At 65.1% G+C, this 26,440-nt stretch carries 27 protein-coding genes; 16 read left to right on the top strand and 11 right to left on the bottom strand.

The genetic code is table 11. From position 1 onward, the window contains the following. Positions 1 to 43: 43 nt before the first annotated feature. Entirely contained in the window at positions 44 to 448 is a 405-nt protein-coding gene (locus tag MUH00_RS05830) for a UPF0146 family protein (RefSeq protein ID WP_256464807.1), read from the bottom strand. Between the two features lie 39 nt (positions 449 to 487). Between MUH00_RS05830 and MUH00_RS05825 the strand changes: the two genes are divergently transcribed. Together MUH00_RS05825 and MUH00_RS05820 are read left to right on the top strand one after the other, a co-directional pair. After that, positions 488 to 1,009, top strand: coding sequence for an archaemetzincin family Zn-dependent metalloprotease (locus MUH00_RS05825; RefSeq protein WP_247002953.1), 522 nt, complete (start codon positions 488 to 490; stop codon positions 1,007 to 1,009). A 74-nt stretch (positions 1,010 to 1,083) separates the two neighbouring features. After that, on the top strand, positions 1,084 to 1,932 hold the full coding sequence (locus MUH00_RS05820; protein WP_247002951.1) for an aldo/keto reductase: 849 nt from the start codon (positions 1,084 to 1,086) through the stop codon (positions 1,930 to 1,932). Between the two features lie 42 nt (positions 1,933 to 1,974). Here MUH00_RS05820 and MUH00_RS05815 read toward each other — a convergent pair whose 3' ends face one another. The 3 genes from MUH00_RS05815 to MUH00_RS05805 all read right to left on the bottom strand — a co-directional run bounded on the left by MUH00_RS05815 (position 1,975) and on the right by MUH00_RS05805 (position 7,180). Next, entirely contained in the window at positions 1,975 to 3,789 is a 1,815-nt protein-coding gene (locus MUH00_RS05815) for a ribosome biogenesis/translation initiation ATPase RLI (RefSeq protein WP_247002950.1), read from the bottom strand. Between the two features lies 1 nt (position 3,790). Further along, positions 3,791 to 4,105: an EMC6-like membrane protein gene (locus MUH00_RS05810; RefSeq protein ID WP_247002948.1), complete on the bottom strand. Its 315-nt coding sequence runs from the start codon at positions 4,103 to 4,105 to the stop codon at positions 3,791 to 3,793. 117 nt (positions 4,106 to 4,222) lie between these two features. Continuing rightward, positions 4,223 to 7,180: a DUF7289 family protein gene (locus tag MUH00_RS05805; protein ID WP_425603040.1), complete on the bottom strand. Its 2,958-nt coding sequence runs from the start codon at positions 7,178 to 7,180 to the stop codon at positions 4,223 to 4,225. A gap of 572 nt (positions 7,181 to 7,752) precedes the next feature. On the opposite strand from MUH00_RS05805, the gene MUH00_RS05800 reads away from it, so the two are divergent. The 4 genes from MUH00_RS05800 to MUH00_RS05785 all read left to right on the top strand — a co-directional run bounded on the left by MUH00_RS05800 (position 7,753) and on the right by MUH00_RS05785 (position 9,946). Then, a complete protein-coding gene (locus MUH00_RS05800) occupies positions 7,753 to 8,046 on the top strand; it encodes a winged helix-turn-helix transcriptional regulator (protein ID WP_247002944.1) in 294 nt (97 codons plus the stop codon). Positions 8,047 to 8,093: 47 nt separating this feature from the next. Further along, positions 8,094 to 8,507, top strand: a complete 414-nt coding sequence (locus MUH00_RS05795; RefSeq protein WP_247002942.1) for a hypothetical protein — start codon at positions 8,094 to 8,096, stop codon at positions 8,505 to 8,507. Positions 8,508 to 8,669: 162 nt separating this feature from the next. Continuing rightward, a complete protein-coding gene (locus MUH00_RS05790; protein ID WP_247002940.1) occupies positions 8,670 to 9,302 on the top strand; it encodes a metal-dependent hydrolase in 633 nt (210 codons plus the stop codon). Beyond that, positions 9,302 to 9,946 (top strand): metal-dependent hydrolase, encoded by a 645-nt coding sequence (locus MUH00_RS05785; protein WP_247002938.1) that lies wholly within the window; start codon positions 9,302 to 9,304, stop codon positions 9,944 to 9,946. The genes MUH00_RS05790 and MUH00_RS05785 overlap by 1 nt, the downstream gene beginning before the upstream one ends. Before the next feature lie 391 nt (positions 9,947 to 10,337). On the opposite strand, the gene MUH00_RS05780 is transcribed toward MUH00_RS05785, so the two are convergent. Then, entirely contained in the window at positions 10,338 to 12,203 is a 1,866-nt protein-coding gene (locus tag MUH00_RS05780; RefSeq protein WP_247002936.1) for a PINc/VapC family ATPase, read from the bottom strand. A 151-nt stretch (positions 12,204 to 12,354) separates the two neighbouring features. On the opposite strand from MUH00_RS05780, the gene MUH00_RS05775 reads away from it, so the two are divergent. After that, a complete protein-coding gene (locus MUH00_RS05775) occupies positions 12,355 to 13,443 on the top strand; it encodes a M20 family metallopeptidase (RefSeq protein WP_247002934.1) in 1,089 nt (362 codons plus the stop codon). 6 nt (positions 13,444 to 13,449) lie between these two features. Here MUH00_RS05775 and MUH00_RS05770 read toward each other — a convergent pair whose 3' ends face one another. Next, complete coding sequence (locus MUH00_RS05770; RefSeq protein WP_247002932.1) at positions 13,450 to 13,680, bottom strand: PhlB family protein; 231 nt, start codon at positions 13,678 to 13,680, stop codon at positions 13,450 to 13,452. 349 nt (positions 13,681 to 14,029) lie between these two features. Continuing rightward, the gene (locus tag MUH00_RS05765) at positions 14,030 to 14,386 is read right to left on the bottom strand and encodes a hypothetical protein (RefSeq protein WP_247002930.1); all 357 of its coding nucleotides are present in this window, start codon (positions 14,384 to 14,386) and stop codon (positions 14,030 to 14,032) included. A gap of 785 nt (positions 14,387 to 15,171) precedes the next feature. On the opposite strand from MUH00_RS05765, the gene MUH00_RS05760 reads away from it, so the two are divergent. The 3 genes from MUH00_RS05760 (at position 15,172) to MUH00_RS05750 (ending at position 17,296) form a co-directional block, all read left to right on the top strand. Beyond that, positions 15,172 to 15,807 carry a twin-arginine translocation signal domain-containing protein gene (locus MUH00_RS05760; RefSeq protein WP_247002929.1) on the top strand — a complete coding sequence of 212 codons (636 nt, stop codon included), beginning with the start codon at positions 15,172 to 15,174 and terminating at the stop codon, positions 15,805 to 15,807. 385 nt (positions 15,808 to 16,192) lie between these two features. Further along, positions 16,193 to 16,567, top strand: a complete 375-nt coding sequence (locus MUH00_RS05755; protein ID WP_247002927.1) for a hypothetical protein — start codon at positions 16,193 to 16,195, stop codon at positions 16,565 to 16,567. Positions 16,568 to 16,873: 306 nt separating this feature from the next. Next, the gene (locus MUH00_RS05750; protein WP_247002925.1) at positions 16,874 to 17,296 is read left to right on the top strand and encodes a VOC family protein; all 423 of its coding nucleotides are present in this window, start codon (positions 16,874 to 16,876) and stop codon (positions 17,294 to 17,296) included. A gap of 105 nt (positions 17,297 to 17,401) precedes the next feature. Here the strand turns inward: MUH00_RS05750 and MUH00_RS05745 are convergent, their stop codons facing one another. Then, entirely contained in the window at positions 17,402 to 17,572 is a 171-nt protein-coding gene (locus tag MUH00_RS05745; RefSeq protein WP_247002923.1) for a hypothetical protein, read from the bottom strand. A gap of 696 nt (positions 17,573 to 18,268) precedes the next feature. Between MUH00_RS05745 and MUH00_RS05740 the strand changes: the two genes are divergently transcribed. After that, positions 18,269 to 18,898: a hypothetical protein gene (locus MUH00_RS05740; protein WP_247002922.1), complete on the top strand. Its 630-nt coding sequence runs from the start codon at positions 18,269 to 18,271 to the stop codon at positions 18,896 to 18,898. Between the two features lie 139 nt (positions 18,899 to 19,037). Here the strand turns inward: MUH00_RS05740 and MUH00_RS05735 are convergent, their stop codons facing one another. Then, positions 19,038 to 19,829, bottom strand: a complete 792-nt coding sequence (locus MUH00_RS05735) for a DUF2182 domain-containing protein (RefSeq protein ID WP_247002920.1) — start codon at positions 19,827 to 19,829, stop codon at positions 19,038 to 19,040. Between the two features lie 28 nt (positions 19,830 to 19,857). After that, on the bottom strand, positions 19,858 to 20,469 hold the full coding sequence (locus MUH00_RS05730; RefSeq protein WP_247002918.1) for a DUF1326 domain-containing protein: 612 nt from the start codon (positions 20,467 to 20,469) through the stop codon (positions 19,858 to 19,860). A gap of 376 nt (positions 20,470 to 20,845) precedes the next feature. On the opposite strand from MUH00_RS05730, the gene MUH00_RS05725 reads away from it, so the two are divergent. Continuing rightward, entirely contained in the window at positions 20,846 to 22,375 is a 1,530-nt protein-coding gene (locus MUH00_RS05725; RefSeq protein ID WP_247002916.1) for a carboxypeptidase M32, read from the top strand. Positions 22,376 to 22,474: 99 nt separating this feature from the next. Further along, positions 22,475 to 23,221, top strand: a complete 747-nt coding sequence (locus MUH00_RS05720; protein ID WP_247002914.1) for an SDR family oxidoreductase — start codon at positions 22,475 to 22,477, stop codon at positions 23,219 to 23,221. Between the two features lie 93 nt (positions 23,222 to 23,314). Here the strand turns inward: MUH00_RS05720 and MUH00_RS05715 are convergent, their stop codons facing one another. Then, positions 23,315 to 23,908, bottom strand: coding sequence for a class I SAM-dependent methyltransferase (locus tag MUH00_RS05715; protein ID WP_247002912.1), 594 nt, complete (start codon positions 23,906 to 23,908; stop codon positions 23,315 to 23,317). Between the two features lie 265 nt (positions 23,909 to 24,173). Between MUH00_RS05715 and MUH00_RS05710 the strand changes: the two genes are divergently transcribed. The 3 genes from MUH00_RS05710 to MUH00_RS05700 all read left to right on the top strand — a co-directional run bounded on the left by MUH00_RS05710 (position 24,174) and on the right by MUH00_RS05700 (position 26,440). Continuing rightward, positions 24,174 to 24,869: a hypothetical protein gene (locus MUH00_RS05710; RefSeq protein ID WP_247002910.1), complete on the top strand. Its 696-nt coding sequence runs from the start codon at positions 24,174 to 24,176 to the stop codon at positions 24,867 to 24,869. Positions 24,870 to 24,977: 108 nt separating this feature from the next. Then, on the top strand, positions 24,978 to 25,994 hold the full coding sequence (locus MUH00_RS05705; protein WP_247002908.1) for an ABC transporter substrate-binding protein: 1,017 nt from the start codon (positions 24,978 to 24,980) through the stop codon (positions 25,992 to 25,994). Then, positions 25,991 to 26,440, top strand: a complete 450-nt coding sequence (locus MUH00_RS05700; protein WP_247002906.1) for a desampylase — start codon at positions 25,991 to 25,993, stop codon at positions 26,438 to 26,440. Before MUH00_RS05705 ends, MUH00_RS05700 begins: the two co-directional genes overlap by 4 nt.

Genomic DNA, 26,440 nt, shown 5'->3' with positions numbered 1-26,440 from the left:
GTCGCGGACCGGCGTCGAGCGATCCCGATCGATCGCGCCGCTTTCAGCGCGGCCCCGATCGGGCCACGTACAGCGTTCCGTCCCGGATCGTCCTCCGCTCGACCGGCACGGCGGGCTGGTCGCCGCCGAGCGTCGTAAACAGGAAGTCGGCGTCGGCCTCGCGGGCGACGTCGAGCGCGGGGCGGTGGAGTTCCGGCGGAAGGTTCCGCGCGTAGATCGCGCCGGCGTCGGCGTAGATCGACGGGTCGGGGTCGACGACGTCGTCGCGGACGAACCGGACGCCGTCAGGTACCTCGAACGCGTGAACGTCCGTCGCGGTGACGGCAATGCCCCGTTGAACGAGCGCCGCCGCGAGCTCGGTCCGGCGGCCGACGCCGACCTCGACGACGCGATCGTAGTCGGCGAGGTAATCGCACATTGTCTCGGATTCCCGGCGAGAGTGGGACACGGCGGGACGTTTATGCTGTCCGCGGCCTAAGCCCTTGCTATGCTCGTCGATATCGTACCGGTCGGCAACGTGCCCGCGGCGGTCAAGCGGGCCGCCTCGTCGGCGTTGCGATCGGTCTACGACTGCGACGTGACGATCAACGAGTCGCAGTCGGTCCCGAACGGCGCGTACGATTCCGGGCGGAATCAGTACTGTGCGGAGACGTTCATCCAGTTGGCCGAGCGCGTCGGCCGCGGCGAGAAAAACATCGCGATCACCCCGCACGACCTCTTCTACCGACGTCGGAACTACGTCTTCGGGCTCGCCTACCTCGACGGCAGCGGCAGCGTCGTCTCGACGTACCGACTCCAGACCTCAAGCGACGGCGGCTTCTCGACCAAGAGCGCGAGCGAAATCTTCGAGGATCGCGTGCGCAAGGAGATCGTCCACGAGATCGGCCACACCTACGGCCTCGAACACTGCGACAACAACCGGTGCGTGATGAACTTCTCCCCGACGGTCCGCGAGGTCGATATCAAAGAGCAGAACCTCTGTGGAAGCTGTCAGCGGCTGATCGGCTGAGGGAAACCCGGCCGCCGTCTTTCGAGGGAGGGATATATCGGTACCGCCGCAATACTTCGGAACCTAGAACACGTATGGAATCCGACGAGAGCGAAACGTTCGAAATCGGCGGCGAGTTGACCGTCCGCAGACTCGGGTTCGGCGCGATGAGCCTCGGTGGATCGAACAATATGCACTGGCCCGACGACGTCGACGGCGCGAAGCGCGTCCTCGAACGCGCGGTCGATCTCGGCGTCGATTTCGTCGATACCGCGGACATGTACGGTAACGGTTCGAGCGAGTGCGTCGTCGGTCGGACGATCAACGTCGACCGAGACGACATCGTCGTCGCGACGAAAGGCGGCATCCTCAAACAACCGGACGCGAGCACCGCCGTCAGCGGCGATCCGGCGTACCTGAAGAACGCGGCGCTTCGCAGCCGCGTTCGGCTCGAGACCGAGGTCATCGACCTCTACCAGCTCCACACGCCGGATCCCGACGTGCCCATCGAGGACTCGGTGACCGCCCTCGCCGAATTGAAAGACGAGGGGCTCGTCCGCCACGTCGGCCTCAGCAACGTCGACGTCGAGCAACTCGAACGCGCTCGCGACGTCGCCGAGATCGCGACCGTCCAGAACTACTACAACATCGCCAACCGCGACCAAGAGGACGTCCTGTCCGCCTGCGAGGACGCCGGAATCGGGTTCGTTCCCTACTCGCCGATCGACAAGGCGGCCCTCGACGGGTGCGAGGCCCTCGACGAAGTCGCCGACGCACACGACGCCTCTCGGTACCAGATCGCGCTCGCGTGGTTACTCGAACGCTCGGACGTCACGATTCCCATTCCGGGCACCTCGAGCCTCGAGCACCTCGAAGCGAACGTCGCCGCGGCGTCGATCGACTTGACCGACGAGCAGCTGGCGCGACTCGACGATGCGCACTGACTCGTCGAGAATCCGCGCAGTTCGAGACCGAGACGACCGTCGTCAGGGCGCGTAGTAGTACTCGCCCTCGCCCTTCTGTCGCTTGTCGAGTTGCGAGTCGGGCTTGTTGATCCGCGGTCGGGAGGTCCGCTCGTCCCGGCGGAAGGTGACGTTCAGGTTCGCGAGGAACTCGTTCATGCCGTCGCGCATGGGCTGGGGTTGGCCCGCTCGGCCGTGAACGGCGGGTTCGCCGTCAAAGACCATCAGCCGATCGGCGAGCAGGTCGATCATGTAAATGTCGTGGTCGATGACCAGGACGGTCGCGTCCTGCTGTTCGGCGTAGCGCCGGATCGCGCTGGTCGCCTGCACCCGCTGTTCGACGTCGAGGTGGGCCGAGGGCTCGTCGAGCAGGTACAGATCGGCCGAGTCGGAGAGGCAGGCCGCGATCGCGACCCGCTGGCGCTCACCTCCCGACAGATCGGAGAGGTTCTGCTCCATGATCCGCTCTAGCTGCAGCGGCTGGGCGATCTCGGTGTTCCAGTACGAGGAGCCGAACTGGTCGGTGATGGAGGAGAGGAAGGCGTCGACCCGCATGTGCTGGTCGATCGTGACGTACTGCGGTTTGTACGAAATCTCGAGGTCCAGATCGGCGTCGCCCTCGTCGGGTTCGAGGTTGCCCGTCAGCAGTTTCGCGAACGTCGACTTCCCGATCCCGTTCGGGCCGACGATTCCGAGGACCTCGTTCTCGCGGATCTCGCCGCCCTCGACCTCCAGGGCGAACTCGTCGTCGCCGTAGCTCTTGGTGAGGTCGGGGTACTCGACGAGGGTGTCGCCGTGGCTGGCGCTCCGCGGGGCGTGTTCCTGGAACTCGATCGCGCCCGGGCGGATCCGCATGTTCTCGTTGTCGAGGTAGCCCGCGAGGTACTCGTTGATCCCGTTGCGGACGGACTTGGGCGCGGTGATGACACCGTAGGCGCCCGGCTCACCGTAGGCGACGTGAAGCGTGTCCGCGAGCAGGTCGAGGATCGCCAGGTCGTGCTCGACGACGAGCATCGACCTGTCCTCCTCCTCGGCGAGTTCGCGGATCAGCCGCGCCGCCGTCACTCGTTGGCCGATGTCCAGGTACGGCGTGATCTCGTCGAGGAAGTAGAAGTCCGTATCCCGCGCGAGCGTCGCCGCGATCGCGACCCGCTGGAGTTCCCCGCCGGAGAGGTCGTCGATCGACTGTTCCATGACGGGTTCGATCGAGAGCCGCTCGGCCAGGTCGTCTAAGACGTCGCGCTCGTCGGTTCGCTCTAGGAGTTCGCGGGTGTTGCCGTCGAACTGGTTCGGAATCTGATCGACGTACTGGGGCTTTCGGGCGACGGTGACATCGCCGTCGCGGACGTCGGCGATGTAGTCCTGCAGTTCCGTCCCGCGGTAGGCCTCGAGCACGTCGTCCCAGTCGACGGTCTCGTCGTACCGGCCGAGGTTGGGTTCGAGTTCGCCCGCGAGGATGCGGACGGCGGTCGTCTTTCCGATCCCGTTCGGTCCCAGAATGCCGGTAACCTGCCCCTCCTGGGGCGCCGGCAGGCCGTACAGCGAGAAGGCGTTCTCGCCGTAGCGGTGGGCCGGATCGTCCTGCAGTTCCTGGGGCAGGTTGATGATCTCGATCGCGTCGAACGGACACTTCTCGACGCAGATGCCGCAGGTCTCGCCGAGACAGATCTCCTCGGAGATGTGGACCTGATCCGGTTGGCCCTGGTCGGCCTCCTCGCCGCGCAGGGTGATACACTCCTTGCCCGTCCGGTTGGGCGGGCAGTAGTTCTTACACTCGTAGCTACAGCGATCGGGCTGGCACCGATCGAGGTCTACGACGGCGATACTGTCGTCGGCCATCTCAGTTGGCCCCCGCGGTGAGCAGGATTCCCCACGTGATGAACCACATCGAGAACGTCATGAACGTGACGAAGAGGTAGTGTTTCGGCCCGATCTCGTCTTCGTCGTAGATTCCCGAGGCGCTGAGCACCGGAAACTGCACGAGGATCGCACCCGCGATGAGCAGCAGCGCCCGCGTATCCTCCGCCGCGTTGCTGGAGACCCCGATCCAGATCGCGGAGACGAGGGCCGCGCCGACGCCGATCAGCGCGGCGACTGCCGTCACGCTGATCGAGCGAATGTGCTCGCGTCGGTCGCTGATCGTTTCGGTCGACATGAGCGTAACTCCGAGATCGGTGGTGAAAAGGGGTTCGGGTTCGATACGATCGTTCGCCGCCGACACGGTTCCGTCTACCGCTGCGCGTAAATACGATCTGACGGCGTCAGGTAGGCGTCACCCGACGACGATGTAATCGTTGTCCACGTTGACGCCGGTGTCTCCGGTCCAATTGGTCCCGCTGTTCGCATCGGATTCGCCGGTTCCGAGGTCCGGTGCATCCCCTTCGTCGACGGTTCCCGAATCGAAGCTGGGATCGACGGGGCCGGTGCTTCCGGGATCGTTCCCCACGCCGGAAGCGACGTCGGTCGAGTTGCCCGCGCCGGGATCGATCGTGATACTCGGCCGTCCAGGATCGACGCCGGCGCGTTCGACCTCGACGTAGACGATCAGGTCGTTGAAGTTCGGGTCGTGAGTCCGGTCGGGATTTCGATCGTAGGCGTCGATCGCGTCGTTCCAGAGCGCGTTGATACCGTCCTCGTCCGTCGACTCAGTGTTCTCGAACAAGAAGACGAACTCGCCGGGACCGAGATCGAGCTCATCGTCCCCCTCTTCGACGAGCCCTCGTCGCTCGAGGACTTCCGTGGCGCTTAGCTGCTGATCCGTCCCCGCGGGAAGCGCTGGAATCGTGTTGTTTTCAGCGCTTCTGACCCTGACGTTCTGGAGTTTCTGACCCTGCGAAGCGTCGATCGGTCCGAACTCGATGGATTGGGGTGCGTCGGTACACCACGTGAAGTCGCGGTCAGCCGGACCGTTGTAGTGAGGGAGCGCGTTCGGGTCGGTCGTTTCAGCCTGACACGTCCGGTATCTCGTATTCCGCAGCGTGAGTTCCGTCTCGTCCTCTATCGTAAAGTTGTACGTATAGCTGTCGTCGGTTTTGTCTTGCCAGGTCGGTCCAATATTGATATTGTCACCGTTCTCCGGATTATCGAAGGAGTGTTCCGTTTCTCCGTTGGTCACGATATCGAGCGTCATCGGAGCAAGGTTGTGAACGCGTGTTCTATCCCACCACCTGCCCATCCACCCGTCGCCGGAGACCTGCGTGCCGAGGACCTCGACGGAGACTTCCGCGTCTTCGATGTCTCCAAGTCCGACTCGTCCGGGATCGACGCCTGCGGTAACGTTGAACGGGATTGTCATCTCGTTGTCTTCCGTCCGTATCGTCGCCGTGTACTCTCCATCGAGGAGATTACTCTGATTGAGTTCGAACGAGACCGTCCCGTTTTCGCCGAACGAGCGGACGACGGTGTCGCTGCCGAGGTCTCCGTAGGGGTCCTCGTCCTCGAGTTCGTCGGGCATCTCGTCCATGTACTCGAGTTCGAGGCCGACTTCCTGCTGACCGTCGTCGACACCGACGTTGTGCAGATCCACGCTAATCGTGACGGTGTCGTTGACCGTCGCGGTCCCGTTCGATAGTTCGAACGCCGTTCCAGGCTTGCCGAAGTAGAACGATCCGGGTTCGCTCAGTCCCTCGCCCTCGGCCACGATGTCGTACTCGTAGACCGTTCCGTGCTCGAAGTCGTGGTTGGCCGGATCGATCTCGAGTGCGACCGTTTCACGGCTGTCGCCGGCTACCGTTACCGATTCGGTGTGATTGACGTTCGCCTCCGGAATCGTCACCGTGAGCGGCCGATCGATCTCGTGGGGATAGGTGTTCGCGACCTCGGCGGTGACGGTGAACGTGGTTCCGTCGTCTTCGACGATCTGCCCGCTTCCGACGCCCCTGTCTTGAATGACGGCGAACGCGTTCCCGTCGCCGCTCAGTTTCCCTTCGACGGTTCCGTCTGCGGTACTGTCGGGACCGCTCGGATCGTCGCCGGCTTCGACTGTGAAGCCGTTCTCTCCTGGCGGCAGGGAGCTTCGGTTTACCGTCCACTCGACCGTTCCGGTGGCCCCGTACTCGAGGTTCAGCGTTTTGGTGTCGTTGGCCTCGAAGTCGTCGAAGCTGATGGTTACGTCCTTCTCTCCGCTCTCAACGCCGATATTTCGGACGACGGCGCGTATCGTTGCGTTTTCGGTGCCGTGATCCGTTTCGATGTCGGTTACGTTGAAGTGCGTCCCAGATCTGCCGATGTAAAACGCGCCCGGCTGATCGAGTTTCGATCCGTTTTTCGTCGTGATCATGTATTCGTACGCATTCCCGGGCTCGAGTTTGTCTTCGTACGAAGCCCGCTCGATCTCGACTTTCCGATCTTTCGTTTTGTAGCCGGGTACGGCCCCCCCGCCGGATTCTTCGACCGCCCCGTCATCGATCGAGACGGTCATCGTTGGCGAGGTAGCAGTCCCGCTGCCCGTATTATTCAGCCTTGCTTCAAATTGTAGTGTGTCACCAAACACGACACGTTGGTCACTGGTTCCAGCAGTCTCTTTCAGACCGAGATCCTCTTCGATGAGAAGCTGTGGGTTATCGGTGGCTTCTCTGATATTCGTAATATTCACCACGACGGTTTTCGGCCCGTTGTAACTCACGGTCGCGTTCTCGTGGCTCCCGATCTCGTCCTCGAGATATCGATACCACCCTTCGTGGTACGAACTCGTAATTCGGACCGAGACGTTCTCGCCGTCGGAGTTTCTAGCGGCGTCGTTGATACGCTCGGTCAGCTTACTCGCTTCGTCGTAATCCGCCCGTGCAACCGGATCGTCGGTGCTCTCCTCCGCCGATTCGTTGATCTGCAATATCGTTAGCTGTAACGAGTCGCCGTCGTACTCGATCTGCGGTTCGGATTCGATCAGAACTTCGTCGCCGGTATCCTCCCAAATGCCGCCGCCCTGATGGGCGATCGTTCGATCCTCGAGTTCGAACTCGAGCGCGCCGAGGGTTCCGCCGGCACTGGCGTTGTTGTCGCCTCCGTACCACGTGACTTCTATCTCGCCGTCATCGATGATACTCACCTGGCTCTCCGGAATTCCGTCGATCGGTAGCTCCTGTTCCTGTCCCGTCGAGGCGGCTGTCTGGAGCCGATGATCCGTCTCGTCGACGTACAGTTGCACCCGTTCGTGGTTGGCCCCCGATTCGAGGGAGTCTATCATCGCGGATCCGGCGGTGAATACCAACGCGACGCCAATTCCCACCATCGCGAACAGTATGACAAGCGCGATAAGCGGACTTACTCCTCGATCGCTCTCGGACCCCTCTCCACCCTGATCATTCATTAACTTATAACTTTGAACTAATAGTATAAAAAATCTATCTTCACCGGTACAATTTCCCCGGATCTTCGGACGGACCGAGCCTCAATACACGTGGTCCTCCTCGCGGTCGGAGTCGAGCGATCGAAATATCTGCCATAGTCGTTCCTGAACTGTAGGTTTGGAAACGCCGCTCATCGTCACCGACTTCCTCGAGCAGGCGCAAACCTACAATACGGCGTCAGGAAACGATCGTCGGAATCGACGACGATCGGCAAGATTCAGAAGTACGAGCTGCGCCAACGGGAACGGGACGAAGAGGAGCGGCTGATCGGCGAGAGTGAGACGGATCGATAGTTCGGAAATCCGACCAATCCTGACCAGCTAGTCAAATACGGAATCTCTACATTTCGAGCACTCACAAACGATTTTTCTGGATGTATTGGTAAGAAATATTCTCCGCGAGTGCTTCCTGTAAGGCTCAACTTTTATACTGCTGGGTGCTTTCGATTCGTAACATGGTAGAGACCGACGGGGAGGAGATCGAGGACTTGCCACCGAGCGCGAAACTCGTCTTCAAGGTTCTGGAGTACGACGGCCCGCTGACGCAGAAACAAATCGTCGAGGAATCGATGCTTTCCGCTCGAACCGTTCGGTACGCGCTCGAACGTCTCGAAGAGATCGGCATCGTCGACGAGGATATCTACTTCGCAGACGCCCGACAGAGCCTCTACCGGATCGAAGAACCGGTCGCGGCCGACGGTAACGGCGTCGAGGAGTCCCCCAAGAAAGACGCCTGCTGCGCCGAGTAGCTCGCGGAAACGGCAGGTTATTTTTCTCGCGGTCACCGCGTTCGTACATGGACAAAGAGCGGTTACCACGGTGGGGCTGGTTGCTGATCGGGTTGTTGATCGCGGCGATCGCCGCGAATCTGGTCACGTTCGTCGTGCTTCGTCCGGCCGGCCTCCCCGACGAGTATCAGGTGATTCCGATCATCACCGCGATGGCGCCGGTATTGATCTACGTCGGCATCTGGCACGACGAGGAGCGTCAGGCGTACTGGGAGCACTCCCGCGAACACATTGTCGGCGACGTGCTGTTCGTCGTCGCCGGCGCGGCGCTCGGCTCGTCCGTGGCGCTCGTGACGATCGTCGAGTTCGGCCTCTGGCAAATCGTTCAGGACGTCATCACGATGGGCACGGGGTTTGTGCTCTCGTGGGGACTGTTCTGGTGGCGCAATCCCGACCTGTATCGCGACGGATCGGACCGGTAGCGCGGCCGCGATCGTCCCGATCGGTCGCGTTCGCGGACGGTTTCGATCGTCCCGACTGATCGACCTCGCGTTCGTGACCCGTCGCAACGCGACCGACCGACCGGACTCCCCGACCGTCGCGATCGTCGATACGCTTATTCTCGCGTACGAACACCACCGGGCATGGCTCCGACGCTCGTGAACGCAGCCGTCGGCGTGCTCCTCGGCCTCGCGTTACTGGGGGCGGCGCTCGATCGACGATCGCTCGTCGTCGTCGCGATCGCGGCCGCGCTGCCGGATCTCGACGCCGTCGCCGGGCTGGTCGTCGTCGGGGCGACGAACGTGCTCCTGCACACGCTGTTGATTCCGGCGGCCGCGTTCGTCGCGCTCTACTGGGAGACGCGCTATCGCGATCGTTCGCGGCTCGGCGATCGGTACGGCTGGTACGGCGTCCGGGTCGGCTGGGTGGCCCTCGCGGCGTTCGTCGTCGCCGGGATCGGGCTCGACTGCTTCACGACCGGCGCGAACCTCCTGTATCCGCTGCACGATCGGTTCTACGCCGTCTCGGGTCGGCTCCTCGTGTCGACGCAGCACGGGCTCGTCCAGACGATCGCCGACGGCGGGGCGCCCCTGTGGCTCTCGTCGCCTGGGACGACCGAGACGTACCACGTCGAAACGTGGCTGAACCCGACGCCGGGAACCGGGATCGAGACGGGCGTCGAACGGCGACTGCACCTGATCGACGCGGGCTGGCAACTACCCGTCGTCGTCGCGGCGGGGATCGCCGCCGCCGTTCGACTGCGGGAGGTGCGCTGATGCCGTCAACGGTCGTCCAGCTGGGACTCGCCGCGGTGCTGGCTGCGGGGTTGTTAGCAACGGCGTACGATCGCCGGGCGCTCGCTGTCGTGCTCGTCGTCGGCGTCGTTCCCGAGGTGGACGCGCTGGCCGGGCCGTGGCTCCCCGGCGCCCACCGGGCGCTGTTACACACCCTGCTCATTCCGATCGCCGCCGGCGCGTGGCTCTGGTGGGACACTTGCTACCGGGACCGATCGTGGCTGCGCGATCGGTGGGGTACCCGAGGCGTCAGGATCGCCTGGGTCGCCCTGTTCACCCACGCCTTCGCCCACGTGCTGCTCGATTACGCCCACCTCGAAGGAATCAACGCCTTCTACCCGGTCTACGATCGGTTCTTCCGCCTCGAGGGAGAACTCTTCCTCTCGACGACCGACGGACTCCTCCAGACGTTCGTCGATATCGGCACCGAGACCGACGTCGGTGCGGGCGGCACCACCGCCAACACGCACGTCGCCAATCCGATCGAACCGACCGCCGATCCGACGCCGGAGGGACCCGTCGATCGGCGCTTCCCGATCGCCGAGCAGGGGTGGGAACTCTTTTTCGCGGTGACTGGGCTGTTCGTGCTCGTCGCTCGGCGATTCCAGGATCGACGCGACGAGTGAGGTGAACTGGGAAATCTTGGACAGGTCTGTTCGATCGCAGTTCCTACGACGGGTACTTGGGCACTGAAAACACCGCGAAAGCCCCTGGCGCTGTCGACTCCCAGGGCTCGCTGTGGTCCTCACCTCACTTCGTTCGGTTGCGGTCCTTGCGTCGCCCGGGTTCGTCGACAGCGTCAGCCCCTTTCCTTCCCGCCCGCGGTGGCTTGGCCGATCAGCCGGTACGGGTGGGGATGAAAGGGGCTGCTGCACTCGATGAGCGAGACGAAGCAAGCACTGGACCGAGCGGGGTGAGGGAAGCGCGCAGCGAGTCGCAGCCATCGAGCGTAGCAGGGGCTTTCGCGGTGTTCTCAACCGGCTCAATGCGGTGTTGTGCTCTTCTACGATCGGCAACCTACGACGGGACGACCGTGATCGGATCCTTCCGATCGATCGCGCGCTCCAGTTCGTCCGCAATAGCACTACCGCGCGAGACCTGGATCTCGCCGCCGCGGCTCACCGTCGCGGTGAACAGGTAGTCGCCGGCGGCCTGCACCTCGACGGTCTCGCCGTGGTTGCCGTCGACGGGGATGACGATGTGCCGGGAGGTGATCTCGGGCTGGACGAGCTGGCCGGCCTGGCTCGCGCCGCCACCGCTGCCGTCCGCGGTGGCGCCGCCTGCTCCGTAGTCGGGGTTCTCGTCGTGCGTTCGGACGTCGATGTCGATCCCCAGCCGGTTTTCGATGTCCGTGATGCGGCCGCCGCCCTTGCCGATGACGCTGGAGATGTCCTTTTCCTCGACGTAGACGACCGCCTTGTCCTGGCTCTTGAGCTGGACGTCGACGTAGCCGCGGGCGACCGATCGGATCTCGCGTTCGATCTCCTGTTTGGCGATGCGATCGACGCCGGACTCGTTCGCGGGGCCACCCTCCTCGTCTTTCAGGGGGACGGTGACGACCTGGCGGTTGAACGTGTAGATCTCGTACTCTGGTTCGCTGGTCTGGAAGTCGGTGACGAGGATGACGGGCCGGGCGAGGTCCTCCTCGGTGAGTCCCGCCGGGACCTTGACCTCGGTCTTGACGTCGTACACCTTGGCGATCTCGCCCGCCTCGACGTAGACGACGGTGTCGACGATCTGCGGGATCATGCCCAGCTCGACGCGGCCGATGAGTCGCTGGAGGGCGTCGATCGGCCGGGTCGCGTGGACGACGCCGATCATGCCGACGCCGGCCAGGCGCATGTCCGCGAAGACCTCGAAGTCGTTGGTCTTGCGGACCTCGTCGTAGACGGTGTAGTCCGGGCGAACCATCAGTAGGGCGTCGGCGGTCTTCTCCATTTCGCCGCCCAGTTCGGTGTACTGGGTGATCTCGGGGCCGACTTGCAGGTCCCGGGGCTTTTCCATCGTCTTGACCGCGTACTCGTGGTCGGTGAGGTAGCGCGCGATCGCCTGAGCGAGCGTCGACTTCCCGGCGCCGGGAGACCCGGAGACGAGGACGCCGCGCTGGCGCTCCAGCAGGCGCTCTTTGAGTTCGTCGGCGTGCTCGTAGTCCTCGATGTCCGTCTGGGCGATCGGCCGCACGGCGGTGATCTCGATCCCGTCCGCGAACGGCGGCCGGCCAATCGCGATCCGGTAGTCGCGGAACTGGACGATCTTCATCCCGGGTTCCGAGAGCTCGATGAAGCCACCGGGGGCCTCCTTGGCGCTGTCGACGACCTCGCGGGCCCACTCGTCCATCTGCGCCTCGTCGGTGGGTTCGTCGGCGATCTCTTCGTAGCGCATCTCGCCGAGTTCGCCCCGCTTGGCCATCGGCACGGTATCGGTCTTGAGGTGGACGCTCATCGTCTGGTCGTCGAAGAAGTCCTCGATCGCGAGCGTCCCAACCTCGCGGATCTCGGGGGAGACGTGCTCGACGTCAAGTCCCTTGGCCCGGGCGACTTCGGCCTGGACGACGTCGCTCGTGAGGAACGTGGCATCTAAGCCCTCGGCGATGTCGCGGATGAGCGCGTCGATCTCGCCCTCGGAGGCGTGGCCGCGCTCGATCGCGCTCGGCCGGTCGCCGACGTACTCGAGTTCGATGACGCCCTCGTCGGCCAGGTCGGCGAGACGCTGGAGCTCTTCCAGGCCGTCCCACCCGGTGTCGATCCCGTCGTTGGCCTGCGCTTCGAGTTCCGCGACCACGGCTTCCGGTACCGAAATCGTCGCTCCCTCGAACTGCCCGTCTTCGATCGTCGCCGAGACGCGGCCGTCGATGACCACGCTCGTATCCGGCACGACGTGCATACCCGAACTCGGGTACGTACGCCCATAAGGGTGTCCACGTCAGCATCCGGTCGATTCCCCGGCGACCGGGGGATCGCTCGCTCGTCGATCCGTCCGCGTCTCCGGGTCGGCGGTCGGTGCAATCAACTCGCTGGCCCGCCAAGGCGGTGATATGACAGTCGTCGAGGTAACGCGGGAACTCGTCTCGATCCCGAGCCACGAGGACGAAACCGCCGCCGGCGATCGCATCGAATCGTGGCTCCGCCGCGAGACCGACGCCGACGTGCGGCGCGACGAGGTCGGCAACGTAATCGCGCACAAGGGAGCCGGCGAGAAGTCCCTGGCGCTGGTCGGCCACCACGACGTGGTCGCGCCGGCGACGTCGCAGGTGGCCGACGCCGATGAGGGCGGTATGGAGTACGCGATCGACGAGCGCGACGGTCGCCTCTACGGGCGCGGCGCGGCGGATATGAAAGGCGCCGTCGCGGCGGCGATGCTCGCGTTCCGAGATGCCGATTCCGCCGGCGAATTCGTCTTCGCCAGTTTCGTCGGCGAGGAGGTCGGCGGCGTCGGCGCGCGCCACGCGATCGATCGGGGGTTCGCGCCCGACTACGCCATCGTCGGCGAAGGGTCGACGGGCTACTCCGCGCCAGGCGTGACGGACGTGGCCGTCGCCCACAAGGGTCGCCGGGGGAGCACGATCGTCGCTCGCGGCGAATCCGCCCACGCGAGCGAGGCCGATGCCGGCGAGAACGCGATTTATCGCGCGACGGACGCCGTGGACCTCGTCCGGGAGATCGACCCGCCGTCGATCGAGGTCGCCGGCGAGACGATCGCAGGGAGCGTCGTCGTCACCGAGATCGCGGGCGGCACGGCGTGGAACGTCGTCCCCGATCGCTGTGAACTCGCCGTCGACGAGCGGACGGTGCCCGGCGAGCGCGCCCCGATCGATCGCGTCGAGGCGATCCCGGGGGTCGAGTGGACCGTCGACCAGGACCTGCCGCCGATGCGCTGCAGAGACGAGGCGTTCGCCGAGACGGTGCTCGACACCGCCGCTGCGGCACAATCCGGTTCGCCCAAGCTGGTGACGAAACCCCACGCGACCGACGCGGGGTGGCTCGCCGACGCCGGAACCGAGTGCGTCGTCTGCGGCCCCGCGGAACCCGGCGAGGCCCACACCGACGACGAGAGCGTCTCGATCGACGTCCTCGAACGGTGCGAGGCGATCTACCGGCGAGCGGCCGAACGCTGGCCTCGGTGATCTGCCTTACCGGCGGTTCGATCGATCGTCGATCATGCTCTCGTCGCCCTCCGCCTCGTTCGCGTCCATTCGTTTCTCCCGTTCGGTGAGGTTCTGGCTCCCGCACTCGGGACACACGTTCTGTTCGATGTAGAACCCCTTGCCGCACTCGTTACAGGTATAGGGCGCCGCCGCCGACCGTTTCGCCTCGTGGGTGAATTTGCCGACCGATCGGCCGAGGGTCTCGAAGAGTTTCATCTGTCGTACTTGGTCGCGAGCGCGGATAACCGTTCGTCGCGATCGAGCGTAGTGTTCAGATTATCCGATGATGGCCGGCGGCCCGAGCGTAGGTGCAGCGTATCCGAAAGTGGGACGCAATCAATCGAGAACACCACGAAACCCCCTGGCCTTGGGCGGGAGCTACGCTCCCGCGATACTCGAGAGAGCAGTGCTCTCTCGCTGCACTCGACCGCCGGGACTCGCTGTCGTTCGAAAGACCGGATGCCGGCAGGAGCGTTCGTGGCGTTCGTAATCGCTCCACTCCCGACACCCGTCTCCGCGATCGGGTCAAAAAATCCGACTGCCGCGTCCGCGTCGCGCCGCTCGATCAGGTGCCCGGCACGCCGACGGCCTCGAAGCCGGTGACGCCGACCAGCGCGAGGACGTACAGCGCGATCAGCACGGTGACCCACGCGACGAGCGCGATCATCGCCGCGGCGGTCCATTCGCCGGGGTATCGGAAGTTGATCACCGCGACGTAGGCCAGCAGGGCGAGTAGCGGTCCGAGCAGCGGGATCCACCCGACGAAGAAGCCGACGACGGCCCAGACGATCGCCCCGATTAACGCGGTGACGATCGCGTGATCGAAGCTCGAGGCGCCGGTGATCGCGCGCGCGCCGACGTAGATGCCGAGCGCGCCGATGAGCAGACTGACGACGAACACGATGATCGATGCAAGGACCATATCAGACGAACCGTCAGCCAAGGCGAATAGCCCACGGCTTGCAATTTCGGCCCGAATTGCACTGCGATCGCGGCCCGCGGCCGCGAAACCCCCGCTCGCGGGCCACACGGCGGCCGCGCGAGTCCCTGTAACATTATAGGTTCACCAAGTTATCACTAACAACAGGGCGTGAATATCTGACGGCCAAACTGGGCTCGAAACGCGTAACCAGTGCGACCGTTCGTCGAGCGGGTTGAGGGCTGGTGTCGATCGTCCAGGCCCGCGGATACACCGACCTCTCAATGGCCTTCCAGACCGGGTTGGTGCCGAGCGTGATCTGGATCGGCGCTGTCGGGGTGTTCTTCTACCGAAACCCGGTGCACATCGTACCACTCGAGCGGGGTACCCGGTGAGGGGACGACCGACCGCGTCACGAACCCGCTGACTAACGCGTGATCGCGAGGAGGGGCACTCCCGCCGAGCCGGGCGACGAGCGTCTTGTCCGCGATCGGCGTCGTGGAACACGACCGGCGAGATGGCGCGGTCGCAAAGGTTGGCGATTGCGGCCAGCGGTTCGAAGACTGTCGTCCCGCCGATCGACGCGAGCGAATCGTCCGCCCGCTTGCAGCCAGTGATCGGTCGTCGCCCTCTGCAATTCGGCCAGGGAGCGGGAAATTCCCACTAGTTTCCTCCATTATCTCCCGCGTCGTATCGTCTCTGGTTGACAAGTGCGGGAAACCAGCCCTCGAAACCAGCGATAAGCGATCGGGGACGCCACGGGCAGGATGACCGATGAGGCCACGATAATGGACGAACTCACACGACTCGACGGCGTATCGCGCAGAACACTACTGAAAGCCAGTGCAGTCGGAACGAGCGCGCTGGGACTGGCAGGCTGTACGGGCGCGGACGCATCGCAGGACGCTCCCGCTCCGGAACTCGACCTCGAAACGTCGGAGGCGGACACGGAGTTTGGAACCCTTCAGGCGGAACGTGCGGAGAACTCGTACGTCGGCCCGATCGACGACGGCCAGGCGATCGGCATCGCCTCTCTCGACGACGTTGGCGCTGGAGATACCCGGGATCTCGACGACGCGATCGTCGTTCAGCTGTACGACCGCGAGAACCTCGCGATCGCGATCGGCGAGGTCGGTGCTAACGGGGCAGCGACGCTTTCGAGCGTCGAGCAAAGCGACTTCGACGCCACTGTGAAGCTTACTATGGAGAGCGACGCCGTGTCCGGGACGGTGACCTTCCGCGGAGAGTCATCCGACCCGTTCACAGCGGACGCCGCCGCCGATATCGCCGGCGTCTACTGGGCGCACGGAACTGACGAGGAGTCCGATGCCAGCGGCGGTTGGGTCGTTCTCTCCGACGGCCGTCAATGGGGCTGCATTTGCATTCCGCCGTTCACCTCCCCTTGCTGTACGTTGCATCTCTAACGGTCTCGGCACGGATCGGCGGCGCTTCTGATCTCAGGAGCTCACGACAGAGGAACCAGGGGAGCTTGGACCGGACGGATCGGCCGCCGTACGGGACCAGCGCGTTTGCGCTCCGCGCGCCGTCTATCCGCTCGACCCGTACTGAGCGTTCTGTCCCGTTCTCAGCGGGCTGATAGACCGCGCGTATTCGCGTTTCTTCCAGCACGATCGTCACATTCCACCTCACTGCTGCCAGAAGAGCCGCGGCGGATAGCGGCGGCGACTTCAGCGACCGATCCCGCGAATTGCAGGCGTTATCACTGACGTAACTCGGTTTCTCGGAGTTACTGTGCGCGTCGCGTGACGGAACGGTTATCGCGCTGGCAGTTGTGTGTTAACACACAACGTGGTGTTTGCCTGGCAATCCGTCGACGAGCCCGACCCGGAATCTGAACTCCAGGGTGTCGTCGGGCATCTTCACCCGTCGGGGTACCGGACCGTACCGAGAGTGCTCTGGCACACCCGGGAGATAGAAGCGCAACTCGCCGAGTCGGCCGGGCTGGTCGGTTACGCCCTGCGCGCCAAAGTAGCCCAGCGGAAGTTCTGGGCGGTTGCCGTGTGGGACAGCGATGAAGTGCTCCAACGATTCGTGGAGAGCGATCCGCACGCGGGGATCAAAACGGCGCTTAAGCGGGAGATGGAGGACAGTTGGTTCAGGCGGTTCGATGTGAGCGGCGAGGACGTCCCGCTGGACGTCGACGAGGCTCTCAAACGAGTCTGAGAGCAACTCTCCTCTGGGTAGCGAACGCAGTCGTGTTTTACGGGACGACGCACACCGACCACCGACCCGTCATCGTGACCGGTCTCTCGGGACTAATGCTGCTGGGGCTGGCCGGTTGGCTCGCCGGATCGGTCACCGACGGATAAGACGGGGATAGACGTGCGAAGCGATCGGTCCCTCGGAGCGACCGGCGGTTCGCGTTCGGCCACACGCACCGTTCACGGCGCTGGGATCGGTTTATCTCGTCACGGGTCGATCGATGCTGTAGGCACGAGAAATCGTCAGTTTGACTCGGCCACTCAGATTATGGAACCACGCATCACCGTCATTACCCTCGGAGTCGGCGACCTCGAACGATCGCTCGAATTTTACCGCGACGGCTTAGGGTGGCCGACGGACGGCATCGTCGGCACCGAATTCGAGGGCGGCGCGGTCGCCTTCTTCCCGTTAGACGGGGGCTTGCAGCTCGCCCTCTACCCGAAACAGCAAATCGCGGACGACGCGAACGTCGACGAAACCGCGGCGAGTCCCGCGGAGTTCACCCTCGGCCACAACGTTGCATCGAAAGACGCGGTCGACGCCGTACTGCGGACGGCGGAGGAAGCGGGCGCGGAGATCACCGACGCGGCCCGCGATCGGGACTGGGGTGGCTATTCGGGTCACTTCCTCGATCCGGACGACCACCTGTGGGAAGTCGTCTGGAATCCGGAGTTCGCGGTCGAAGACTAACCCGTTCGACCGCGGGTTCTCACGCGGTCATCGGGAGCCACCCGCGGATCGCGGGTCGGACGACGGCCGCGCGATCGCCGACGGGTCTTCCCCGCGATCGGCGACTTACTCGTGGCCGGCGCCGTCGAACATCTCGGGTGAGACGACGCAACCGCAGGGGCTGGCGATCGCGGCCATCGGTCCGAGGACCGTGGCCGCCACTACCGTCCCGCCGCACTCCGAACAGGGCGGATACGGGGTCGATTCGTCGGCGGGTCGCTCAGCGCCATCGCTCATCGTCACCTCCGGCGGCGTAGACGAGCGGTGGCGATCGTACTCGTGTGTGGCGATACGTCGATCGTGCGGGACGTTTATATCCCGGTAGAATGAACCGAATCATGGCAACCAATCCCTTCGCGGGTTGGGAAGCCACGTCTCGGGTGCTGGTTCCACCCGGGGCATTTCACTCATGCCCAGTCTCGTTGTCGGGTTGTGGCTTCCGTTCTAGTTGTTGTCGTACCGTGACTTATAACTACTGCAAATTGAGCGGAACAAGCGGATGCGCGTCGAGTCCGGTCGATGACTGTGGTGGCTGCTCGAGGTTGCGTGAAGAGCGGGGTGTCACTGTTCGAGCCGGTTCAGCGATCGGTGATCGCACCGATCCCGTCGAGAAACGGCCCAGTTGGGAGCTGATCGACGGCCCGCGAACCGATCGGAAACGGGCAAGGGAATACGGATGACGGTCAAGTGTACCGATCGCTGGCGAGCACAGCGTGCTGAAGGCGAAATAGAACGTAACACGAACGTTCTTCACCGTGTCGGTTACGTGGATGAGAACCGACCGTTACCTGCGAGCGACAGTGGCGTTCCCCGCCGGAACTACGGTGACGCGATCGAAAATAGCGGTGCCAGTGGGTGATTACGGCCGTGAACGAACACCCTCCTTTTCTCGGCTTCCGGTCCGGTTTGAGACACCCGCGGGGCGAAAAGACGATGACTGATAATAACGAACGCCTGATTGATAGACTCGCGAGCACCGAATCACGCCGATCGTTCCTCGAGAAGAGCGCCATCGCGACCGTCGGCGTGAGCGCCGCGTCCGGCGTCGCGAGCGCACAGGACGACGATGACGATGATGACATCGGCGAAGATCTCGGCGCAGGAACGCGGAAAGCATCGATCTTCCAGAACGACTTCCGACCGGAGGCGCGGTTCTCGTTCGTCTCGGGAGTCATCGACTGGAACCCCAATTACGGCGGAATCGACGGTAGCTGGTTCACGGACTACAACACGCGCACGATTCGGTGGTTTAACACCGGCGAACACGTCCAGTTGTTCGTCGCTAGCGACGCCGAACTCGGGCGGTACGACGACGACCTCGGATTCGTCGTGGACGATGACGACCGGAACCGGCCCCAGGTATACGAGATGAGCCCGGAGTGGACGCTGTTCGAGGGCGATCCGAAGTTGGTCACGGTCGAGTTCGGCCCCGTCGAAGAGGAAATCGAAAATCAGCTTCTCGAGGCGGATACCTGGTGGACAGATCAGCGAGACGCGGCTGCCACCGGCGGAAACGGCGGCAACGTGACCACCGACAGTACCAATACTACCCGCGGCGACTAGATCGTCGATCTCTGGCCGGAGTGGTACTGCGCGCTGTGAACGGTCGTGGATGGTCGCCGTTCCACGTGGGATGCGCTGCTGTCCAGTATCCCTCGATCGCGCCGATCGCACCGCCGGATGAAGCGGCCGTGTCACTATATTACACCAGCGCGATCGCAACGAGAACACTCCCGCCGAGTCCGGCGACGAGGCCGATCGCTCGCGCCAGCCGTTCGCCCCAGCCGACGGTCCGTTCGAGCGACAGGACCGCCGCGATGAGCGCCATCCAGACGACGTTCATCGACCCCACGACCACCATGAACGCGAACAGCGCCCAGCAGCACCCGACGCAGAAGACGCTGTACGCCCAGGTCATCTCGACGGCCCCGCGGACCCCCGGTCGGTGGTGTCCCAGCAGGAACCCGATCGGCGACCGGCAGTACCGGAGACAGCGGTACTTGTACGGCGACAGCTGGTAGCCCGACAGGAGCAGTAGGGTTCCGCCCCAGAGAAGGTCGCCGTGGGCGTGCGCGAGGGTCGCGATCGACACCACCGAATTGACCAGGAGCGGCACGAGACCCGTGAGCGTCCACACGATCGCGTACGTCCCCATCACCGCCCCAATCCGCGCGGCCTTGCCCGCGGTCGACGTCCCGTCGAGCGTCCGGTAGTACAGCCGGAAGAACGGCACCGACGACGGGTACATCATCGCGACCATCATCGCGCCCCACACGAGCAGGTAGAGCCCGACGCCGGTCGCCCCGTTCGAGAGCGCCATCGCCTCCGGAACGCCGGGGTCGGACATCCGCATACCCGTCGGTCCGTCCGGCATCGGGAGCCAGCGGCCGACGATCGCCACCCACGCGAGCAGCGCGAGTACGTACGCGACGAGCGCGACGGCTGGGAGGCGGCGGCGATCGAGTCGCTCCCGGAACGAGTCGCGCGTGACCATGGCCGATCGATCGGAGTGCCCGCTGGCGTCAGGCGTTCGCCAGTTCGAAGTCACAGAGGAACGCGTTGTTCTCCGAGACGTCCCACGCGAACTCGTCGTCGTAGGAGACGGTGGCGGTGGTGGACTTGCCGGTCGTCATCTCTCGGCTCTTCGTGAACGGATGCGGCGCGACCGTGCCGAGCTCCTCGTTGAAGCCGCGTTTCCCGACCACGTCCATGGTGACGACGTCGCCGATTTCGACCGCGAAATCCGCGCCGTCCCGGGTGAACGAGAACGGGGCGGTCGCGACTTCGGCGCGTTCGACGTGGGTCTCGGCGGCGACCGCGAAGACGCCGCCGGCCCGACCCAGGTAGATGTCTTCGATCGCGGCCCGCTGCTCGTCGTCCGCCGCCTCGTCGACGAGAAGGACCACGTGCCACCCGGTGTCCGGGTCCAGCATGACGCCGTCCTCGCTGCGGATGAGCAGCGCCGCGTGGAGGCCACTCAGACCGACGTCCCCGTACCGGCCGTCCGCGATGCGCCACACGATCGACACCGCACAGCGGTCGTCGTCGGGCGGTTCGAACCAGAGGCACTGGCAAACCGCGTCACAGTTGCACGCTTCGACGTAATCGCCCGTGATGGACCAGTCTCGTTTCATTGGTGAACTCCGTGATGTATGCCACCATGTAGCACGATATAGTCATCCGGTGAACGACGATCACCGGGTGATGCCGACGGACGACCCGCTCGGCCTCGTCGGCGCGTTCGCCGAGCGTCCGGAAATCCCATTCTTCGAGGGGCTATCGCAGCGCCGTCCCTCACCTGGGCGTCGCGGACGGTCCGCGGAAGGGTGCGTCCTCCAGGCTCGCGTCCGGCTGCGTTCTCTCGGCCGTCGATCGACCCGCCGTCACGGGACTTCGCGTCCGGCCGCCACCCCGATCGAGAAACGGACTGCATTCGATCCGATCGTCAGTCCTTCCGCGATCGCTCCGAAAACCACGAGGTTGATACCGTTCCTCGTACACCACACGCCCATGGCAACCGATCAGGCCCAGAGTGAGGGGACTGGGGACACCTACGAGGAGTTCGAGGACCGAGTGAGGCGCATCACGAACGTCGGCACCGCCGCCGGCATCCTCCAGTGGGATCAGGAGGTCGTGATGCCCGACGAGGGGACGCCAGCCCGCGCACAGCAGCTGTCGACGCTCTCGTCGATCAACCACGAGATCCTGACCGCCGACGAGACCGGTGCGCTGCTCGACGAACTGGAAGGGAGCGATCTCACCGACGAGCAGGCCGCGGTCGTCCGCGAGGTCCGCCGGCAGTACGATCGCGAGACGAGCGTCCCCGGGGAACTCGTCGAGGAGATCTCCGCGACGACCGCGAACGCCCACCCCACGTGGAAGGAGGCGAAGGAGAACGACGACTTCGAGACGTTCGCGCCGACGCTGGAGAAACTGGTCGAACTCAAGCGCGACTACGCCGAACACATCGACCCCGACGCCGACCCGTACGAGGTGCTCTTCGCGGGCTACGAGCCGTACCTCGACCTGGAGACCGCCGAGCGCGTGCTCGAACGCCTGCGCGACGAACTCGTCCCGCTGATCGAGGCGATCGACGAGTCCGACGCCGACCTCGAGACCGACGCCTTCGCCGGCGAGTTCGAGGACGACGACCAGGAGGCTCTCGCCCGCGACGTGCTCGACTCGCTGGGCTACGACTGGTCTCGCGGCCGCCTCGACACCGCGCCGCACCCGTTCTCCTCCGGAACGCAGTTCGACGCCCGCGTGACCACCCGCTTCGAGGAGGACGACCTGCTCGGCTCGATCACCTCGACGATCCACGAGTTCGGTCACGCGAACTACACCCTCGGCCTCCCGGACGACGGCTACGGGACGCCGCTGGGCGAGTCCCGCGATCTCTCCGTCCACGAATCGCAGTCGCGCCTCTGGGAGAACCACGTCGGCCGATCGCGCCCGTTCTGGGAGCACTTCCTGCCGATCGCCCGCGAGCGCTTTCCGGGGCTCGAGGACGTCAACCCCGAGGAGGCCTACGAGGCCGCGAACCAGGTCTACGACGACAACCTCATCCGCGTCGAGGCGGACGAACTCACCTACCACCTCCACATCGTGATCCGCTTCGAGATCGAACGCGACCTCATCTCGGGCGATCTTGCGGTCGAGGACGTCCCCGAGGTCTGGAACGACAAGTACGAAGAGTACCTGGGCGTCCGCCCCGAGACGGACGCCGAGGGCTGCCTGCAGGACATCCACTGGTCCCACGGCAGCTTCGGCTACTTCCCGACGTACTCGCTCGGGTCGGTGCTCGCGGCCCAACTCTACGCCGCCGCGGAGGACGACATCGGCGACCTCGACGATCGCATCCGCGAGGGCGAGTTCGACGACCTGAACGGCTGGCTCCGCGAGAACGTCCACCGACACGGCAAGCGGTACACGACGCCCGAACTGATCGAGCGGGCCACCGGCGAGGAGTTCACCGCGGACCACTTCCTCGCGTACGTCGAGTCGAAGTACGGTGCGCTGTACGACCTCGACGACTACTGATCCCGACGAGGCCCGCCGTTTTTCCCGTCTCCGCTCGAGGGACCGCGAGGAATCTCCGCCTTCGAAACAGCCAACGTCCTCGTCGTCGACAGCTGTCACATGGCACCAGAAGCGCGACTCGAGGGGCAGGTGGCGATCGTCACCGGCGCGAGTTCCGGCATCGGCGCGGCGACCTGCCGGGCGCTCGCGGCCGACGGCGCGACCGTCGTCCTCGCGTCTCGAAGCGAGGATCGACTGACCGAACTCGCCGACGATCTCGAGGCGAACCACGGCGTCGAGACGCTGGTCGCGCCGACCGACGTACGCGACGAGGATGCGATCGACGACCTGATCGCCGAGGCGGTCGAGACCTTCGGCGGGATCGACGTGTTGGTGAACAACGCGGGCCTCTCGCGGGGCAGCGACGTCGAGGAGATGACGACCGAGGAGTACGAGACGATGCAGGGGACGAACGTCGACGGCGTCTTTTACGCGACCCGGGCGGCGATCCCCCACGTCCGCGATCGATCGGGCCACCTGCTCTTCGTCGGCAGCTTCGCGGGCCACTACCCGCGATCGTACAACCCTGTCTACGCCGCCTCGAAGTGGTGGGTCCGGGGCTTCGCCAAGAGCGTTGCAGCCCAGGTGGGCGACGACGGCGTCGGCGTCACCGTCGTCAACCCCTCCGAGGTCCGGACGGAGTTCGAGACGGCCGACGGGACGCCGTTCGAGGAGGCCTTCGACGCGGACGAGGCCACCGACCCCGAGGAGATCGCCGACGCGATCGTCTTCGCCGCCTCGCGCGAGGGCTCGGGCGTGAGCGAACTCGACCTCTACCGGCGGGACAAGTTCGCGGACACCTTCTGACGGCCGCGGACAACCGGCGACGAAACCCGTTCGACCGACGTCGCCGGCGATCGAATACCGAGGAATCGGCGAGGCGCGGCGGGATCGCTCCGGCTACTCGTCGCTCCCGTCGTTCGGAACGCGACCGAAAACGCACGTCGCGTCGTCCCACTCCCGCCGCTCGACGGCCGTAAACCCGGCCTCGCGGAGCAGCGCTTCGGGATCGTTCGCCGGCCACGTCGAATGCTGCGTGACCGCGATCGCGATCGTGCCGCCGGGCCGTAACGTGCGGCGTATCTCGCGGAGGCCGTCCGCGGGATCGGGCCAGGCGTGTATCGAGTTGATCGAGAACGCCGCCTCGAAGGTCCCGTCCGCGAACGGCAGCTGTTCGACCGTGCCGTAGTGGAGGTCGACGCGACCGGCGTCGATCGCGGCCTCGTTCCGCCGGGTGGCCTGCTCGACCATCGCGCTGGAGTAATCGACGCCCGCGACGCGGCCGTCGGTGACGATTTCGGCGGCGTACTCGATTCCGATTCCCGGCCCGAACCCGACTTCGAGCACGGCGTCGGTCGGCGAGAGCCCGAGCGCGTCGATCACCTGCTGCGCCGTCTCGGCGTTCATCCGGGCCATCAGCCGCCCGCCGAGTCGTCCGGCGAGTCCGGACGGCCGACCGAAAACCCGGTGGAGAATCCGATCGATCGCGTTCATATCGCTTTTTGCGGCGGGGACGATATATACCGTGGCGATAGTATCCGCGCCGCGATCCGGTCGATCGGATCGCCGATCTCCGGACGAACGCGTACGCGCTCCGCGTCGACCGCTCGCTCTCCCCGCGGCGGAGCTCCGGGGGGCGTTCGTTCGGCGGTGGACCCGATCGCGGTGACGCGAGCCGGCGGCCGGTCGGCGGATCGCATAAAACGAGGCTGAATGTGCCGACTGTGGACTCACCCGCGGTGAGTGCGACTGGTCGCGTATGCGAATCTCGATTCCGGGCTTCAAGGGCCTGTACTTCGACACCGACGCGGAATCGCCCGCGGTGAGCATCGCGTTGACCGTCGCCGGACGGCGAGCGCCGAAACCGCAGGGGTACGCGGTCCAGCTGCTTCCGTACCTCTGGTCGTTCGACGTCGACCTGCGGGAGCTGCCGAACGACCACCCCATCCAATACCTCCACCCCGAGGGCGCCCAGAGCCTGGGCGAACTCTCCGGCGATCGAACGATCCGCCAGGCCGGCACCGAACTGGAGACGGTCCTGCGGTTCGTCTGGGCGGTCAACCAGGAGGTCGAGACGGCGAGCAACCGACTCGTCGGCCGCGAACCGGAGCGAGACGGCGTCACGATCGAGATCACCGAGGGGTCGATCACCGCCGACGGCGAGGAACTCGAAACCGACGCGTTCGACGTCGACGAGACGCCGTCCGAGTCGAGCGTCGGGTCCGACGCCGGTGTCGGCTCCCGATCGGTGACCGAAATCGACGTCGACGAGGGCGTATCCGAGACCGCGGCCGAATCGGACGAACTCGACGACCACGAGATCGACGGCGAAGATGAGGACGACGAGACGAGGGCGGAACTCGACGAGGAAGACGACGCGAACGAGTTCGAGCGCACCGACGAGGAGTCGGAGTCCGACGAAACGCCGGACGACGATCCGATGGGAAGCGCCTGACGCTCGTCGGCGCCCGTCCGCGCGATCGTCGCCGGGTCGGCTCTCGATCGATCGCGATCGAGGGCGATCGACGTTGCTCCTTTTGGTACTCCCGTTCGTAGTGCGGGTATGCGAATCGTCACGACGCTCCCCTCGGCGACCGAACTCGTCGCCGCGCTGGGCATCGACCCCGTCGGGGTCTCCCACGAGTGCGACTACCCGCCCGGCGTCGAGTCGCTGCCCTCGATCACGCGCTCCCGGATCAGCGAGGCGTGTCGCGCCTCGAGCGCCGAGATCGATCGACAGGTGCTCGAAACCGCCGAGACCGAGAGCGGCGTCTACGACGTCGACACCGAGACTCTCGCCGATCTCGACCCGGATCTGATCGTCACGCAAGGGATGTGCGACGTCTGCGCGGTCGACGAGGTCGTCGTCGCCGATGCGATCGACGAGGCCAACGAGGCTCGACGCGCCTCGAGCAGTCGGACGCAGTCCGACGATGACGTCGACCCGGAGGTTCTCACGACCGATCCGCACACGGTGGCGGACGTGTTCGACGACCTCGATCGGCTCGGCCGGGCGACCGGGCGCGAAAACCGCGCCCGCGAAGTCCGACTGGAACTCGAGTCCCGAATCGACGATGTTCGGGCGCGAACAGCTGATATCGACACTGCCGATCGCCCCCGAGTCGTCATCTTCGACTGGACCAATCCGGTCATGGTCGCGGGCCACTGGACCGCCGAACTGGTCGGCTGGACCGGCGGCGAGTACGGCCTGGCCGATGTCGGCGATCGATCGCGTCCCCGCGAATGGGACGCGATCCGCGAGTACGATCCCGAGATCGCGATCGTCGGCCCCTGCGGGTTCGGGCTCGATCAGATCGCCGCGAATCGATCGGACCTCACCGATCGCGAGGGCTGGGACGACCTTACGGCAGTTCAGGAGGGGCGCGTCTGGGCGCTCGACGGCCACCACTACCTCAACCGGCCCGGCCCGCGGCTCGTCGACACCCTCGAAGCGATCGCGGGAATCGTCCACCCCGATCGGTTCGACGCCCCCGATCTGGACGTCGCGGTTCCGTTCGACGAACTGGAGCCGCACAAGAATCCCGCCGACGCGGGGGTCGAGGTCGACTCGAATCCGTGACCGCGCTCATCCTTCCGGCGTCGGTTCGCGACGCGATCGTCGACCGCGCCCGCGAGGGCAGCCCCGAGGAGATCTGCGGGGTGCTCGGCGGCGAGTACGCACCCGACGACTGGAGCCGCGTTCGATCGCAGTATCCCGCCGAAAACGTCGCCGAGACGCCCCGGACGCGCTACCGGATCGATCCCGAGGCGCAGCTCGCGATCTTCGAACGCCTGGAAGGTCGCGGCGAGCAGATCGTCGGCTTCTATCACTCCCACCCTCGCGGCCCGCCGCGACCGAGCGCGACCGACGCGGCGCGGGCGACGTGGCCCGATCGGTCGTACGCGATCGTCTCGCTGGAGCCGTTCGAAATCGGTTCCTGGCGCTGGCGAACGGGGGCCGACGAACGGGGAGCGAACCCGGAGACGGACGGCCGATTCGTACGGGAACCGCTCGCGATCGAGTGA

The sequence above is a fragment of the Halosolutus gelatinilyticus genome, assembly GCF_023028105.1.
Classification (GTDB): Archaea; Halobacteriota; Halobacteria; order Halobacteriales; family Natrialbaceae; genus Halosolutus; species Halosolutus gelatinilyticus.
The sequence above is the reverse complement of the archived record's forward strand: the minus strand, read 5'-3'. Positions and strand labels throughout refer to the sequence as shown.

What these genes read in the sequence shown, in the direction of transcription:
- MUH00_RS05725 (WP_247002916.1), top strand. Translation starts at nt 20,846, where the DNA reads ATGGCAACCGATCAGGCCCAGAGTGAGGGGACTGGGGACACCTACGAG.
- MUH00_RS05740 (WP_247002922.1), top strand. Translation starts at nt 18,269, where the DNA reads ATGACTGATAATAACGAACGCCTGATTGATAGACTCGCGAGCACCGAA.
- MUH00_RS05820 (WP_247002951.1), top strand. Translation starts at nt 1,084, where the DNA reads ATGGAATCCGACGAGAGCGAAACGTTCGAAATCGGCGGCGAGTTGACC.
- MUH00_RS05730 (WP_247002918.1), bottom strand. Translation starts at nt 20,469, where the DNA reads ATGAAACGAGACTGGTCCATCACGGGCGATTACGTCGAAGCGTGCAAC.
- MUH00_RS05710 (WP_247002910.1), top strand. Translation starts at nt 24,174, where the DNA reads ATGCGAATCTCGATTCCGGGCTTCAAGGGCCTGTACTTCGACACCGAC.
- MUH00_RS05815 (WP_247002950.1), bottom strand. Translation starts at nt 3,789, where the DNA reads ATGGCCGACGACAGTATCGCCGTCGTAGACCTCGATCGGTGCCAGCCC.
- MUH00_RS05790 (WP_247002940.1), top strand. Translation starts at nt 8,670, where the DNA reads ATGGCTCCGACGCTCGTGAACGCAGCCGTCGGCGTGCTCCTCGGCCTC.
- MUH00_RS05735 (WP_247002920.1), bottom strand. Translation starts at nt 19,829, where the DNA reads ATGGTCACGCGCGACTCGTTCCGGGAGCGACTCGATCGCCGCCGCCTC.
- MUH00_RS05760 (WP_247002929.1), top strand. Translation starts at nt 15,172, where the DNA reads ATGGACGAACTCACACGACTCGACGGCGTATCGCGCAGAACACTACTG.
- MUH00_RS05785 (WP_247002938.1), top strand. Translation starts at nt 9,302, where the DNA reads ATGCCGTCAACGGTCGTCCAGCTGGGACTCGCCGCGGTGCTGGCTGCG.
- MUH00_RS05825 (WP_247002953.1), top strand. Translation starts at nt 488, where the DNA reads ATGCTCGTCGATATCGTACCGGTCGGCAACGTGCCCGCGGCGGTCAAG.
- MUH00_RS05805 (WP_425603040.1), bottom strand. Translation starts at nt 7,180, where the DNA reads ATGGTGGGAATTGGCGTCGCGTTGGTATTCACCGCCGGATCCGCGATG.
- MUH00_RS05810 (WP_247002948.1), bottom strand. Translation starts at nt 4,105, where the DNA reads ATGTCGACCGAAACGATCAGCGACCGACGCGAGCACATTCGCTCGATC.
- MUH00_RS05745 (WP_247002923.1), bottom strand. Translation starts at nt 17,572, where the DNA reads ATGAGCGATGGCGCTGAGCGACCCGCCGACGAATCGACCCCGTATCCG.
- MUH00_RS05795 (WP_247002942.1), top strand. Translation starts at nt 8,094, where the DNA reads ATGGACAAAGAGCGGTTACCACGGTGGGGCTGGTTGCTGATCGGGTTG.
- MUH00_RS05775 (WP_247002934.1), top strand. Translation starts at nt 12,355, where the DNA reads ATGACAGTCGTCGAGGTAACGCGGGAACTCGTCTCGATCCCGAGCCAC.
- MUH00_RS05800 (WP_247002944.1), top strand. Translation starts at nt 7,753, where the DNA reads ATGGTAGAGACCGACGGGGAGGAGATCGAGGACTTGCCACCGAGCGCG.
- MUH00_RS05770 (WP_247002932.1), bottom strand. Translation starts at nt 13,680, where the DNA reads ATGAAACTCTTCGAGACCCTCGGCCGATCGGTCGGCAAATTCACCCAC.
- MUH00_RS05780 (WP_247002936.1), bottom strand. Translation starts at nt 12,203, where the DNA reads ATGCACGTCGTGCCGGATACGAGCGTGGTCATCGACGGCCGCGTCTCG.
- MUH00_RS05720 (WP_247002914.1), top strand. Translation starts at nt 22,475, where the DNA reads ATGGCACCAGAAGCGCGACTCGAGGGGCAGGTGGCGATCGTCACCGGC.
- MUH00_RS05765 (WP_247002930.1), bottom strand. Translation starts at nt 14,386, where the DNA reads ATGGTCCTTGCATCGATCATCGTGTTCGTCGTCAGTCTGCTCATCGGC.
- MUH00_RS05705 (WP_247002908.1), top strand. Translation starts at nt 24,978, where the DNA reads ATGCGAATCGTCACGACGCTCCCCTCGGCGACCGAACTCGTCGCCGCG.
- MUH00_RS05715 (WP_247002912.1), bottom strand. Translation starts at nt 23,908, where the DNA reads ATGAACGCGATCGATCGGATTCTCCACCGGGTTTTCGGTCGGCCGTCC.
- MUH00_RS05750 (WP_247002925.1), top strand. Translation starts at nt 16,874, where the DNA reads ATGGAACCACGCATCACCGTCATTACCCTCGGAGTCGGCGACCTCGAA.